13 protein-coding genes are annotated in these 13,954 nt (G+C 70.6%); 11 read left to right on the forward strand and 2 right to left on the reverse strand.

Annotated features, from left to right (window positions below; all coding sequences use genetic code 11):
- The first annotated feature begins 196 nt into the window (after nucleotides 1-196).
- The 8 genes from ACZ7L5_RS40400 to ACZ7L5_RS40435 all read left to right on the forward strand — a co-directional run bounded on the left by ACZ7L5_RS40400 (nucleotide 197) and on the right by ACZ7L5_RS40435 (nucleotide 7,900).
- Entirely contained in the window at nucleotides 197-583 is a 387-nt protein-coding gene (locus tag ACZ7L5_RS40400; RefSeq protein ID WP_471523526.1) for an STAS domain-containing protein, read from the forward strand.
- Nucleotides 584-821: 238 nt separating this feature from the next.
- Entirely contained in the window at nucleotides 822-1,433 is a 612-nt protein-coding gene (locus ACZ7L5_RS40405) for an ATP-binding protein (protein WP_471523528.1), read from the forward strand.
- Nucleotides 1,434-1,768: 335 nt separating this feature from the next.
- On the forward strand, nucleotides 1,769-3,268 hold the full coding sequence (gene serS / locus ACZ7L5_RS40410) for a serine--tRNA ligase (protein ID WP_471523530.1): 1,500 nt from the start codon (nucleotides 1,769-1,771) through the stop codon (nucleotides 3,266-3,268).
- Nucleotides 3,269-3,432: 164 nt separating this feature from the next.
- Entirely contained in the window at nucleotides 3,433-4,122 is a 690-nt protein-coding gene (locus ACZ7L5_RS40415; RefSeq protein WP_471523532.1) for an LPXTG cell wall anchor domain-containing protein, read from the forward strand.
- A 30-nt stretch (nucleotides 4,123-4,152) separates the two neighbouring features.
- Complete coding sequence (locus ACZ7L5_RS40420; protein ID WP_471523534.1) at nucleotides 4,153-5,007, forward strand: COG1470 family protein; 855 nt, start codon at nucleotides 4,153-4,155, stop codon at nucleotides 5,005-5,007.
- A 41-nt stretch (nucleotides 5,008-5,048) separates the two neighbouring features.
- Entirely contained in the window at nucleotides 5,049-6,119 is a 1,071-nt protein-coding gene (locus ACZ7L5_RS40425) for a hypothetical protein (RefSeq protein WP_471523613.1), read from the forward strand.
- 86 nt (nucleotides 6,120-6,205) lie between these two features.
- The gene (locus tag ACZ7L5_RS40430) at nucleotides 6,206-7,522 is read left to right on the forward strand and encodes a hypothetical protein (RefSeq protein ID WP_471523536.1); all 1,317 of its coding nucleotides are present in this window, start codon (nucleotides 6,206-6,208) and stop codon (nucleotides 7,520-7,522) included.
- Between the two features lie 81 nt (nucleotides 7,523-7,603).
- On the forward strand, nucleotides 7,604-7,900 hold the full coding sequence (locus ACZ7L5_RS40435) for a DUF397 domain-containing protein (protein WP_471523538.1): 297 nt from the start codon (nucleotides 7,604-7,606) through the stop codon (nucleotides 7,898-7,900).
- A 72-nt stretch (nucleotides 7,901-7,972) separates the two neighbouring features.
- On the opposite strand, the gene ACZ7L5_RS40440 is transcribed toward ACZ7L5_RS40435, so the two are convergent.
- Nucleotides 7,973-9,469: an oligopeptide:H+ symporter gene (locus ACZ7L5_RS40440; protein ID WP_471523540.1), complete on the reverse strand. Its 1,497-nt coding sequence runs from the start codon at nucleotides 9,467-9,469 to the stop codon at nucleotides 7,973-7,975.
- Nucleotides 9,470-9,977: 508 nt separating this feature from the next.
- Between ACZ7L5_RS40440 and ACZ7L5_RS40445 the strand changes: the two genes are divergently transcribed.
- Together ACZ7L5_RS40445 and ACZ7L5_RS40450 are read left to right on the forward strand one after the other, a co-directional pair.
- On the forward strand, nucleotides 9,978-10,655 hold the full coding sequence (locus ACZ7L5_RS40445; protein WP_362384775.1) for a response regulator transcription factor: 678 nt from the start codon (nucleotides 9,978-9,980) through the stop codon (nucleotides 10,653-10,655).
- Nucleotides 10,656-10,698: 43 nt separating this feature from the next.
- Entirely contained in the window at nucleotides 10,699-11,973 is a 1,275-nt protein-coding gene (locus ACZ7L5_RS40450; RefSeq protein ID WP_471523542.1) for an ATP-binding protein, read from the forward strand.
- Nucleotides 11,974-12,012: 39 nt separating this feature from the next.
- On the opposite strand, the gene ACZ7L5_RS40455 is transcribed toward ACZ7L5_RS40450, so the two are convergent.
- Complete coding sequence (locus tag ACZ7L5_RS40455) at nucleotides 12,013-12,582, reverse strand: GtrA family protein (RefSeq protein ID WP_471523544.1); 570 nt, start codon at nucleotides 12,580-12,582, stop codon at nucleotides 12,013-12,015.
- 197 nt (nucleotides 12,583-12,779) lie between these two features.
- On the opposite strand from ACZ7L5_RS40455, the gene ACZ7L5_RS40460 reads away from it, so the two are divergent.
- Nucleotides 12,780-13,919, forward strand: a complete 1,140-nt coding sequence (locus tag ACZ7L5_RS40460) for a 5-(carboxyamino)imidazole ribonucleotide synthase (protein WP_471523546.1) — start codon at nucleotides 12,780-12,782, stop codon at nucleotides 13,917-13,919.
- Nucleotides 13,920-13,954: the final 35 nt, after the last annotated feature.

Consider the following 13,954-nt stretch of genomic DNA (forward strand, 5'->3'; position numbering starts at 1 on the left):
TGTGCGGCGCCTCCAAAGCCGGCCGAGTCGGTTACGTGTCTCTACTAGCCCTACCCGCTTTCGGGAGCCCACCGCAAGTGCGCTCTGGTCCGAAATGTCCGATTCTGGGTGGATGTTCGGGTGTTGGGAGGCGTAGGGAAGGCGTAGTGTTCGGGAGCGTCAGTCAGCAGCCACGACGTCGGGAGTGAGAGACGGCATGGACCGCGGCACGGTCGGCAGCGCACAGTCTGGCCGACTTCTGGTCGAGGTGCGGGAAGAGGGCGCCAGCGCCGTCGTGACCCCGGCAGGTGAGTTGGATCACCACACCGCCGATTTGTTGCGTGAGCCACTCGAGGATTGCCTCGAGAGGGGCTTCAGTCGGCTGGTCGTCGACTGCTCGCGGCTCGAGTTCTGTGACTCCACGGGTCTGAACGTACTGCTCGGCGCGCGACTGAAGGCGGAGGCCGCCGGTGGCGGCGTGCATCTCGCGGGGATGCTGCCCGTGGTCGCACGCGTGTTCGAGATCACGGGTGCCGAGGCCGTCTTCACGGTCCACGACTCGCTCGACGCCGCCCTGGCCGACGAGGCCGACGGGGCGGGTTGACCCCTCGCGTCCGGCCCTGCATCAGACGTCACATCATTCATGCCGAATACAGGGGTGTTCCCTCGCCTCGGTCGGGCAGGAGACATCCTGAAACCCGTCGGCTGTGATGTCGGCCACCGGGGGTGGGGGACTGTGACCGACGTATCAGGCAAGGACCGTGTACTGGCGTACTGACTCTACGTACTGACTTGTGAATCGTGTGAACGTTGAACTGGTGAATCGGTGAGGTGAAGCGCTGATGAGCACCACCCGGCCTTTCTCGCCGGGCGACCGCGGCCCTGAGCCCAGCGGCGCTTCGGGGGCGTCCGAGAGCGGCCTTCCGGCCACGGGGGGCTCCGACGAGGGCGCTCCGGCGGCCGGAGGGCCCGGCGGGGGCACCGTGGGGTCCCTGAGGCACATGGAGTCCGTGGAGTCCGTGGAGTCCGCCGAGGTGTCGGCGGGGCGGCAGGTCCGCCGGCTGGTCCTGGAGGGCCAGAGCGGCGTCGTCCCGATGGCCCGTGACTTCGCCCGCCAGGCGCTGTACGCGTGGGGCTGGCTCCCGGCGGCCACCGCCGACCAGCGAGCCGCCGCCGAGGACGTGCTGCTTGTCGTGTCCGAGCTGGTCACCAACGCTTGTCTGCACGCAGACGGACCGGACGAGCTGTGGATCGCCTGCGACAACAAGGTGATCCGTATCGAGGTCTCCGACAAGGGCACGGGCCAGCCGGCGCCGCGCACCCCGCACCGCGCGGGGCGTCCCGGCGGTCACGGCATGTTCATCGTGCAGCGGCTGTGTCTGGACTGGGGGGTCGTGCGGACGCCGGGGGTCGGGGGCAAGACGGTGTGGGCGGAGCTGGGAGCACCGGCGTAGGTCACCCGTTCGGCCTGCCGTGCGGGAAATTCGTTTCCGCACCGCCGCAGCGCCGCTCTACGCTCCGTGCAACGCGCTGACGGAGACGAGTAGCCCGGGTCCGCGAGCCGAGAGAGCCGCCGTTCGCTGTGAAAGCGGCCTCACGACCCAGGTGAATCCACTCTCGAGTGCGGGGAGGAAATGCCCCGCCGGCCGGCCCCCGTCACCGGGCCCGAACGAGACCGCCGTACGGCGGTGAAGGCGTGGTGGCACCGCGAGCACCCTCTCGCCCACGCCCCGAGGGACGACCCCGGGGCGGCCCCTGCCGCTCCGACCGACCGGACGGAGCACACCCCATGCTCGACGTCACCCTCATCCGAACCCACCCCGACCAGGTCCAGGCCGCCCTGCGCAAACGCGCCGCCGCCCCCGACATCCCCGCCTTCCTCACCCTCGACACCGCCTTCCGCGAGGCCCGCACAACGGTGGAACGCCTACGCGCCGAACGCCGCCGCATCTCGACGGAGATCGCTGCGCTGCGGCGGGAGGGAACGCCGGTGGGGGAGGGCGGGGCCGGCGCCGAGGCCCCAGTGGCCCCGGGGCGGGCTGTTGCCGAGCCTCTGGCGGGGGAACGCGGCGCTGCCGTGCCCCCGGCCCCTGCCGCGGCCCCGACGGGCGAGCGCCCGGCCGCTGCCGTGCCTGCGGTGGAGGGGCATGGGGTTGCTGCCTCGCTTCCGGCGGGCGACCACCGACCCCCCACCCCGCCCCCGGTCGACAACCCCCGCACCCCCGCCGCCCAACTCCACACCACCGCCAAGGCCCTGGCCGATGAGCTGGCGCAGGCGGAGGCTCGGCTGGTCGAGCTCGGGGTTCGGCATCAGGAGTTTCTCGATGCGCTGCCCAACCTGCCGGACGACGACGTGGTGGCGGGGGGCAAGGAGTGCAACCAGGTCGTGCGGACCGTGGGGGTGCCGCCCGTCCTCGGGTTCCAGGGGCGGGACCATGTCCGGCTCGCACAGGAGCTGGGGCTTGTCGACCATCGGCGGGGGACCGCGCTCGGTGGCCGTGGCTACTGGGTCTACCGCGGGGAGGGCGCCGCGCTGGAGTGGGCGTTGCTCAATCACTTCCTGGACGCGCATCGGCGGGCGGGATACGAGTTCGTGCTGCCGCCGCATCTGTTGACGTACGAGGCGGGGTATACGGCGGGGCAGTTCCCCAAGTTCGCCGACGAGGTCTTCCGGACGGACGACGACCACTTCCTGTTGCCGACCGCCGAGACGGCTCTGGTCAACCTCCATCGCGGCGAGACGCTCGACGAGCGCGAGCTGCCGCGCAGGTACGTCGCCTACACGCCCTGTTACCGCAAGGAGAGCGGCAGCCACCGCACGGCGGAGCGCGGGACACTGCGGGGGCATCAGTTCAACAAGGTGGAGCTGTTCCAGTTCGCCCTGCCGCAGGACTCGGACGCCGCGCACCTCGAACTGCTCGCCCGTGCGCAGGAGCTGGTCGCCGGACTCGGGCTGCATCATCGCGTCACCAAGCTCGCCGCCGGCGACACCAGCCCCGCGCAGGCCAAGACCTACGACGTGGAGGTCTGGCTGCCCAGCCTGGGCGCGTACACCGAGGTCAGCTCGGTTTCGAACGCCCGCACGTACCAGGCCAGGCGCGGTGGTATCCGGTACCGCCCGGCCGGTGGCGGCAAGGCGGCGTACGTCCACACCCTCAACGCCTCGGGCCTCGCCACCAGCCGGCTGCTCCCCGCGATCCTGGAGCAGCACCAGCGGGCCGACGGGACGGTGCTCGTGCCGGAGGTGCTGCGGCGCTGGGGCCTGCCCGAGCTGCTGCGCCCGGCCTGACCCCGTGTTACCCAGGGTCACCCTGAGGGGTCGGCTCTCCACTCGAACCCCCTGCGGCGCACGCCGGATCGTCACAACTCCGGCGTGCGCCGTCTCTTCCCTCCTCAAGGCGCCGGGCGTACCTTGACGGCCGATCTGATGTGCCGTCAGGAAATGAGGGGACCGTGTCGAAGCAGAAGCGAACCGCCGCGCTCGCGACGGCCGCGGCCCTGGCCGGCTCGGCGGTGCTGATGGCCGCCCCCGCGGCCCGGGCCGAAGTCGTCGACGTCAACTACGCCTGCAAGACGCCGATCGGCGACAAGAGCGCCGTCTCGCCCATCGACATCAAGGGCGTCAAGAGCGGCAGCGGCTACAAGATCACCATGTCGTGGCAGAAGGGCGTATCGTCCAGCCCGGTCGAACTGGGCAAGGGCGCGATGAACCCGAGCGCCACCATCAAGCTGGGCGGCGCCGACAGCGGCACCCTGGCGGTCACAGGACCGGCCAACCAGGAGGCCATCCCCGCCAACACCCCCATCAAGATCAACGACTTGACGGGCACGTACACCCCGACGAAGACCGGCAAGGTCACCTTCACGGCGGGCGTGCTCACCATCAAGGCGCTCGGCACGACGACCACGTGCACGCCCGGCAACAGCCCCGGACCGTCGCTCACCCTCGACGTGACGGCGGCGTCCGGCGGCGGCAGCACGGGCGGCTCCGGCCAGGGCGGCACCGACTCCGGCGCCGAACTCCCGCAGACCGGCCCCGAGGACTCGGCGATCGCCCTGGGCACCCTCGGTGGCACGGTGCTGCTCGCGGGCGCGGCGGGCGCGCTGTGGCTGACGCGGAGGGGTCAGGCGGCACGCCGCTGACCTCACGCCCGATCACCGCTGGAGCCGCCGATGTCGTCAGCCGTCCGTGTCCTGTGCCTGTCCCTGCTGCTGCTCCTCGCGGTCGCTCCCGTGGCGACCGCCGCCGAGGCCTGGACCGTCGCGCCCTCGGGCGGCGGACGGCCGTCCTTCTACGCCGAGGGCGCACCCGGGACGGTCCAGCAGGACACGGTGTCCGTGACGAACCGGGGCGAAGAACCGGTCACCGTACGGCTGCACGGCACCGGCGTGCCGATCGCCTTCGCCGACACCGCGGTACGCGTCCCGGCCCGCACCCGCGCCGAGGTTCCCTTCACCGTGACCGTCCCGCCCGGCACGGCCCCCGGCGACCGCTCCGGCGAGATCGTCGCCCGCGAGACCGACGGTCGCGCGCGGACCGTCCCGCTCCGCCTGCGCGTGACCGGCCCGGAGCTGTCCGCGCTGACGGTCGAACACGTCCGCGTGCACCCCGACGGCATCACATACGAGCTGGTCAACCGAGGTACGACCACCCTCGCCCCGAGCCTCGCGATCCGCGCCGACGGGGTCTTCGGCCGCCTCCTCGACCGTGCCCCACGCCCCCTCTCCGTCGACCTGCCCCCGGGCAGCCGTACGAAGCTCACCGAGCCGTGGCCCGACCGGCCCGCGCTCGACGCGGTCGACCTGCGCCTGACGGTGACGGCGGCGGGCGGGGCGAGCGACACGGCCCGGGTGTCGGCGCGGTTCGTGCCGTGGGGTGCGGTGGCCGGAGTCGGGGGGTTCGTGGTGGCGGCGGTGGGCGCCTTGATCGTCGTACGGCATGGAGGGCGACGTAGGCCCGACGACGGCGACTCGGTCGAGACGGAACAGCCCTACAAGCAAGCCGAGTTGACGGGAGCGGGGACGTGAACGCCAGGGTGCGGATCGCGGTGTTGCCGGCCGTGCTGGCCATGCTGGCGCTGCTGTCGCCGGTGACGGCCGTGAACGTGTCGGCCGCGGACGGCCCGCCCACCGTCAAGCTCTCCAAGTCGCAGGCAGGGACAGGTGGTTCGGTCACCGTGACCGGCAGCGGCTGGCGGGCCCGCACCCTGCTGATGATCCTGATCTGCGGCCAGTCCGTGCCGTCGACCGGCGTGAGCGGCGGCACCAACTCCTGCGCCAACGCGGAGGGCAGGGCCGTCACGACCGACGCGGACGGACGTTTCAGCCGGAAACTCCCGGTGGCCGAGCCGCCCGTGCCGTGCCCGTGCGTGGTGCACGTGGCGACGGTGACCGGGGCGAAGGCCGAGGCCGACGCGATCTTCCAGGTGGCCGGGCACGCGGTCGAGCCGCTGCCCGCGGAGCCGGCCGGCGGACGCCTGTCGGTCCTCACCGACACCCGGCTGGACGGTTCGAGCGGCCTGCTCACCTGGTTCGGCGCACCACCGGCGCGGACGCTGGTGTTCACGGTCGGCAATGTCGGCACCTCACCCGTCAGGAACCCGGTCTTCCAGGTCGGCACCTCCCACGGCGTGTTCGCGCCGCAGTGGCAGGAACAGCAGTGGCGCGGCACGATCCAGCCGGGCCGGAAGGCGCGGATCGAGCTGCCGGTGGAACTCGCCGCAGGCGCGCACGGCGACTACACGGTCTCCCTGAAGTACGGCGGCAAGGTGATGGCCGAACAGCCCTGGGGCGTGGGCCGGCCCTGGGGCGTGACGCTGTTCTGGATCCTGGTCTGTCTGGTCGTACCGGCGGCGGTGTTCCGTGTCGGACTGGCGGTCGTGGACCGGGTACGGCCGCGGCAGACCACCCGCCGCCGCGGGTTCCGGCTGCCCGAACCGGCCCTGCGCATACCGGGGTTGAAGCCCCGCGAAGAGGCGAGGCACGCCCTGCCCTCTTCCTCCTCCTCGGCCCTGCCGTGGTTCACCCCGGACAGCGATCCGGGCACGGCCGGTCGGCTCTCCGCACCGCACGACGACAGTCCGACGAGTTCGACGGGCCCCACGACTCCGTCGACTCCGACCAGGAAGGGACCCCCGTGAGCAAGCGAAGGAGAGTCACACCGGCACGCCCGAGAACGCGCCCGAGGACACGCCCGGGAAGAGGTGGCGCGGCGGGCGTCGCGCTGATGCTCGGCGGCGCGGGCATCCTGCTCGGCGTGTCCGCCGCGCCCGCCCAGGCCGCGGAGGTGGCATACGCGACCGAGTGCATCCCGCCCGCCATCTCCGGGCTGCCGCCGGTCCAGGGCACCACGAAGGTGGAGATCACCGCCCCCGCCGAGGCGAAGGTCGGCGACGAGGTGGAGATCGTCTGGAAGTTCGTCCAGGCCGCGTCCAAGAACCCCGACATCCTCGACCTCCAGGCGAACACGGTCCAGCCGTCGGGCACGCTGAAGGCGGCCGGTGCGCAGACCGCGGACGTCGCCATGCAGGGGCCTCGGGAGAATCCGGCGATCCCCAAGGGCAGCGACATGAAGCTGTCCGACATGAAGGGCAAGCTGAAGCTGACGGCACCGGGTGAGGTGACCCTGACGCCGGGCGCGTACAACATCAACGTCAACAAGCCGATCTCCACGGACACCAAGTGCGCGCCGAAGGAGACGGTGCAGAAGGCCGCGACGATCAAGGTGACGGACGGGGGCGGGAGTTCGGGCGGTACGACGGGAGGCCTGCCGACGGTCGTCCCGACGCTGCCGACGAGCGTGCCGACCGGCCTGCCGACGGGGTCGTCGAGCCCTACGGACCCGGCGCCGAGTGAGAGCGCGACGGGCGGGGACAGCGGCGGTACCAGCACCGGGGGCGGCGACGGCGGCCAGACCGACTTCACGGGCAAGGAGGTCCAGGTCCCGTACAAGTGCAAGACGCCCATCGGTGACAAGGAGGCGACCTCGCCGGTTCAGATCAACGCCAAGAAGAACGGCGGGAGTTTCGATCTGACGGTGCAGTTCAAGAAGTCGGTGATGGACAGCCCCGCCGACATCCCCAAGGACTCGGTCAAGCCGTCGATGGAGGTCGCCCTGGGCGGCGCCGACAAGGGCACGGTCCATGTCGAGGGGCCGACCAACTCCGAGGCCATCAAGTCGGGCGACCCGATCGAGATCCCCGACCTCACGGGCACCTACAAGCCGGGCGCGAGCGGCGAGTCGACCCTCTCCCCGGGAGTCCTGACCATCGAGGCCCTCGGCACGACGACGACCTGCACACCCGCCAAGTCGGAGGTCTCCCTGACCCTGGACACCAGCGAGCAGGCGAGCGGCGCGTCCGGCGGCGGCTCGACGGGCGGTTCCGCAGGCGGTTCGGCCGACGGCTCGTCGACGGACGGCGGCCTGGCGGCGACCGGCGCGGAGGACCAGGGGTCCCTGAAGGCGCTGGGCCTGGTGGCGGGGACGGCACTGCTGCTGGGCGGGGCGGTCTTCACGTTCATGCCCGGCCGCCGTCTGCGGTAGCGCTCCGCCGGTAGTGCCGCGAAAGGGCTGTTGGCGGGCCCCTTGGCGGCGCTGCCGGCCCGCAGCTGATCAGTTCCGCGGATGCGATCCATCGACCTGACCGGCGTGACGTGGCGTAAGAGCAGCTTCAGCAATCCGGACGGCGGCGAATGCGTCGAGGTCTCCGACGACTTTTTGGCCGGAGCCTCGTGGCGCAAGAGCAGCTACAGCAACCCCGACGGCGGCGCGTGCCTCGAAGTCGCCGACAACCTCCCCACCCCCACCCCCCTCGTCCCCGTCCGCGACTCGAAGAACCCCCACGGCCCCGCCCTGATACTCCCCGCGGCCGCCTGGGCCTCCTTCGTCGCTGCCGTACGACGCGACGAGATACCGAACTGAGCCGACCCGCAAAAAGCCGGAGGCCGCCGCACCACCCTCGGTGCGACGGCCTCCGGCGGCTCCGGCAGCGCCCTAGCGGACGTTGCCCATGAGCTCCTTGACCTTCTTGCGGTACATCCACACCGCCACACCGGCGAGCACGGCGAGCGTGGCCTCCAGGGCGACGATGTTCGTCTTGTTCAGGTCGACCCCGAAGATGGAGAGCAGACCGGTCGTGGCGTCACCCGCGGTGACCGCCAGGAACCAGACGCCCATCATCTGCGAGGCGTACTTCGCGGGCGCCATCTTCGTCGTCACCGACAGGCCCACCGGGGAGAGCAGCAGCTCACCGACGGTCTGCGTGAAGTAGATCGCCACCAGCCACATCGCGGCCGCCTTGTGACCGCCCTCGGCGATCGTCAGCGGGGCCAGGAAGAGGAAGAAGGAGGCGCCGACCAGCACCAGGCCGGAGGCGAACTTCACGATCGTGCTCGGCTCCTTGCCGCGCCGGTTCAGCGCGAGCCAGAACCAGGCGAAGACCGGGGCCAGCGCCATGATCAGGACCGGGTTGACCGACTGGTACCAGGAGACCGGGAAGCCCCAGCCGAAGACGCTGTTCTCGGCGGAGGAGTCGGCGAAGAGCGACAGGGTCGAGCCGCCCTGGTCGTAGATCATCCAGAACACGGCCGCGGCGACGAAGAACCAGATGTACGCGGACATCTTCGACTGCTCGGGACGGTCCAGGTCCTTGTCGCGCTTGATGCGGATCAGCACCATGGCCGGGATGATCACGCCGAGCAGGGTCAGCGGGACCAGGATCCAGTTCAGCGTGTAGTTGCCGGAGAAGCCGACGATCGCGTAGAAGACGACCGCGATACCGGCCCAGATCCCCGCCTTGCGCAGCGTGGAGGCCTTCTCCTCCGCCGACAGCGGCGTCGGGACGACGCTGGAGCGCTCCGCCAGGTGGCGGGAGCCGAGCAGGAACTGGGCGAGACCCAGCGCCATGCCGAGTGCGGCAAGCGCGAAGCCCAGGTGCCAGTTGACGCTCTCACCGATGGTGCCGATGATCAGCGGGGCCGCGAAGGCACCGAGGTTGATGCCCATGTAGAAGACGGTGAAGCCACCGTCGCGGCGCGGGTCGTCCGGTCCGTCGTAGAGGTGGCCGACCATCGTCGAGATGTTGGCCTTCAGCAGACCCGAGCCGATCGCGACCAGGCCGAGACCGGCGTAGAAGGTGCCGGAGGAGGGCAGGGCCAGCGTGAGGTGGCCCAGCATGATGATTCCGCCGGCGATGGCGACCGTCTTGCGCGGACCCCAGACGCGGTCGCCGAACCAGCCGCCCGGCATGGCGAGCAGGTACACCAGCGACACGTACACGGAGTAGATCGCGGTCGCCGTCGCCGCGTCGAGGTGCAGGCCGCCCGGAGCGACCAGGTACAGCGGGAGCAGAGCCCTCATGCCGTAGTAGGAGAACCGCTCCCACATCTCGGTCATGAAGAGGGTGGCCAGTCCGCGGGGGTGGCCGAAGAAGGTCTTCTCGGAGCCGGGGGTGCCCGGGCGGGCCGAGTCCTTCGTCAGGCTGGACGCCATGGTCGATCCTTGCTGGTCGGGACGCGCAGCGACGTAGATACGAATCACGCGCCCGGTGGGGGGGCGGCCGGCACCGGCGGGACGGCCGCCGGGCCCCACGCCCGGGGGGAGTCCCGCTCCGGGTCGCGAAGCGGAGGGCGGCGACCGCCGGGATCCACGCCCCCGCCTTCGGGGGCCCGGCCCACAGGTCATTCCTTTTTCGGTGCGCACATATTCGGTGCGCACATAAAAGAGACCCTCAGCGTCAAATGCGCCGAAGGTCCCCGCAGTGCTACAGGCGTAGAGTCACCATACGTCAGGACACCGCCTGAAATGGAAGGACTTGAGACGCGGATCACAGGTGTCGAGGGAACCGCAGGCGCCCTTTCGAAGGTCCTTCCCAGGATCGCACTTCGTAGCCATGGTCTGTACCACTGCGGCCGAAGGTAAGAGATTCACCCGAGCCGGGTAAGAGCGAAGGCGTCCGATCACACCCCGGCTCTTGTCATGGGCGGACTACCATCAGCTCATGACCCGTGTACTGCTCGCCGAGGACGACGCGTCCATTTCGGAGCCGCTGGCCCGCGCACTGCGCCGGGAAGGGTACGAGGTCGAGGTGCGGGAGGACGGCCCCACCGCACTCGACGCAGGAATGCAGGGCGGGATCGACCTGGTCGTGCTGGACCTCGGCCTGCCCGGCATGGACGGCCTGGAGGTGGCCCGCCGGCTGCGCAACGACGGTCACGCCGTGCCGATCCTCATCCTCACCGCGCGTGCCGACGAGGTGGACACCGTCGTCGGGCTGGACGCGGGCGCCGACGACTACGTCACCAAGCCGTTCCGGCTCGCCGAACTCCTCGCGCGGGTCCGGGCCCTGCTGCGCCGCGGCGCCGCCGAGCCGCAGCAGCCGCCCGCCACACACGGCGTGCGCATCGACGTCGAGTCGCACCGCGCGTGGATGGGCGACGAGGAACTCCAGCTCACCGCCAAGGAGTTCGACCTGCTGCGGGTGCTGGTGCGCGACGCGGGGCGGGTCGTCACCCGGGACCAGCTGATGCGGGAGGTCTGGGACACGACCTGGTGGTCGTCGACCAAGACGCTCGACATGCACATCTCCTGGCTGCGCAAGAAGCTCGGCGACGACGCGGCGAACCCCCGCTACATCGCGACCGTGCGGGGCGTCGGCTTCCGTTTCGAGAAGAGCTGAGCCCGCTGCCCCACCGGCACGGCACACAGGTAAGTAAGAGGACATGCGCCGCCGACTGATCCAGTCCACCCTCGCCGTGGTACTCGTGGTGATCGCCGTCTTCGGCGTCTCACTCGTCATCGTCGAGACCCGGACGATCACCAGCACCGCCCAGGAGCGGGTGGACACCGAGGCGGTGCGGCTGGTCAGCATCGTGGACAGCCGGCTGCTCGGCGACGAGACCGTGAACGCCGCGGTGCTGCGGGACCAGATCCAGGGGGACCGGTACGCCGAGATCCGCATCCCGGGCAAGCCCCTGATCGAGGTGGGCGACCGGCCGACCGGTGACGTCATCAGCGCCAGTGAGACGGGCGAGGAGGGCGAGACGGTCACCGTGCAGGAGCCGCGCTCGTCGGTGACGCGCGAGGTCGGCCGTACGTTGCTGATCATCGGGGCGGTCGCCCTGCTGGCGGTGATCGCGGCGGTCCTGCTGGCGGTGCGCCAGGCGAACCGGCTGGCCTCACCGCTCACCGACCTCGCGGAGACGGCGGAACGTCTCGGCTCGGGCGACCCGCGGCCCCGGCACAAGCGGTACGGCGTCCATGAGCTGGACCGCGTGGCGGACGTCCTCGACTCCTCCGCCGAACGCATCGGGCGCATGCTGACCGCGGAACGCCGCCTCGCCGCGGACGCCTCCCACCAGCTCCGCACGCCGCTCACGGCACTGTCCATGCGCCTGGAGGAGATCACCCTCACCGACGATCCCGACACGGTGAAGGAAGAGGCCACGATCGCGCTGACGCAGGTGGAGCGCCTCACGGACGTGGTCGAACGCCTCCTGACCAATTCCCGCGACCCCCGCACCGGCTCGGCCGTCACCTTCGACCTCGACGAGGTCATCCAGCAGCAGCTGGCGGAGTGGCGCCCCGCCTACCGCAGCGCGGGCCGGGCCATCGTCAGCTCGGGCAAGCGGCACCTGGAGGCCGTCGGCACGCCGGGCGCGGTGGCACAGGTCCTGGCGGCCCTGATCGAGAACTCCCTCATGCACGGCGGCGGCACGGTCGCGCTGCGCACCCGGGTCACCGGCAACCAGGCCGTCATCGAGGTCACGGACGAGGGCCCCGGCGTCCCGGCGGACCTCGGCGCCCGCATCTTCGAGCGGGCCATCAGCGGCCGCAACTCCACCGGCATCGGCCTCGCGGTGGCCCGGGACCTGGCCGAGGCGGACGGCGGCCGCCTGGAAATGCTCCAGACCAAGCCCCCGGTACTGGCCCTGTTCCTCTCCCGCACACCCCCGCCGAAGAAGCAGGGCCAGGAATCGGGGCCGACGGTCAGATGACTGCCGGCCGCCTCCAGGAAGGCCGCTGACGCGTCGGCGTCAGCCCACCCGCACCCGCGACTTCTCCGGCTTGTGCGCACCCCGCGCACCCCGCCGGGGCGTCTCCAGGAACGATTCCGCTCCGGCCTCCGCCTCCTCCGAGGGAAGCGCACGGAACACCCACGTCCGGTAGGACCAGAACCGGAACAGCGTCGCGATGCCGATGCCGAGGAACTTGAAGATGTTGCTCTGCAGCGGGCTGTCCCAGCCGAAGCCGTACGTCGCCGTGTACAGGACGCCGTTCTCGATCACCAGACCGACCGCGCTGAACAGCAGGAACAGACCCAGTTCCTTCGTGCGGCGGCTCTTGTCGCGATCCCGGTAGGTGAAGTACCGGAAGCCGATGTAGTTGAAGATGATCGCGACCACCGTCGCGATGACGCTCGCGCGCACCACCTGCAGGTCGGTCACATGCCGTACCAGGTTGAACACGAGCAGGTTGACAAGAAGTCCGGCTCCACCCACCGCACCGAACTTGGCGACCTCACGAACCAGCCGGTCGATGCGTTGCCGCACGGCACTGCGGGGTGCCGGAGACGCCGTATGAAGCCCCGAGGAACCACGTCCCATGGTCGTAAAGGCTCCTGTCGGTCGGTTTGTCGGTTGGTTTCGTCAACCCAGCCATGCTAACCACCCCCCTCGACGATTGCCTGTGCGCAAGCCCATAGGTCGGGAAGAGGCCCGGAAAACCCGGGTAAGAAGACCGGCGAGGGGCGGCGACAAGGGACGGAATCCGGCCGCCGCGAAGTGGCCGATACCCTAGGGGCGTGACGTTCCCGGTAGTCGGCATGGTCGGCGGGGGTCAGCTCGCTCGTATGACACACGAGTCGGGCATCCCGTTGGGCATCAGGTTCAAGCTCCTCAGTGACACCCCTCAGGATTCCGCGGCGCAGGTCGTCAGTGATGTCGTCATCGGCGACTATCGCGACCTCGACACGCTGCGCGACTTCGCGAGGGGCTGCGATGTGATCACTTTCGATCACGAACACGTACCCACCGAGCACCTCAGAGCTCTGGAGGCGGACGGCATTCCCGTCCGCCCGGGCCCTGACGCGCTCGTGCACGCCCAGGACAAGGGCGTGATGCGGGCGAGGCTCGACGCGATCGGTGTCCCGTGCCCACGGCACCGCATCGTGACCGATCCACAGGACGTGGTCGCCTTCGCGGCCGAGGGCGACGGCTTCCCGGTCGTCCTCAAGACCGTCCGCGGCGGCTACGACGGCAAGGGTGTCTGGGTCGTCGAATCGGCCGAGGAGGCCGCGGACCCCTTCCGCGCCGGCGTCCCGGTCCTCGCCGAGGAGAAGGTCGACTACGTCCGCGAGCTCGCGGCGAACGTCGTCCGCTCCCCGCACGGCCAGGCGGTCGCCTACCCCGTGGTCGAGTCCCAGCAGGTGGGCGGCGTCTGCGACACGGTCATCGCGCCCGCCCCCGACCTCGACCAGGTCCTCGCGCTCAAGGCCGAGGAGCTCGCCCTGACGATCGCCAAGGAACTGGACGTCGTCGGCCACCTCGCCGTGGAGCTGTTCCAGACCCGCGACGGCCGCATCCTCGTCAACGAGCTGGCGATGCGCCCGCACAACTCGGGCCACTGGACCCAGGACGGCGCCATCACGTCCCAGTTCGCCAACCACGTCCGGGCCGTCCTCGACCTCCCCCTCGGCGACCCGCGCCCGCGTGCCAGGTGGACGGTCATGGTCAACGTCCTCGGCGGCGACTACCCCGACATGTACTCCGCGTACCTGCACTGCATGGCCCGCGACCCCCAGCTCAAGATCCACATGTACGGCAAGGACGTGAAGCCCGGCCGCAAGGTCGGTCACGTCAACACCTACGGCGACGACCTCGACGACGTGCTGGAGCGCGCCCGTCACGCTGCCGGCTACCTGAGAGGGACCATCACCGAATGAGCCCCGCCCACCCGTCGCCCGACCACCACCCCTCG

The sequence above is a fragment of the Streptomyces sp. NPDC107528 genome (assembly GCF_055639295.1).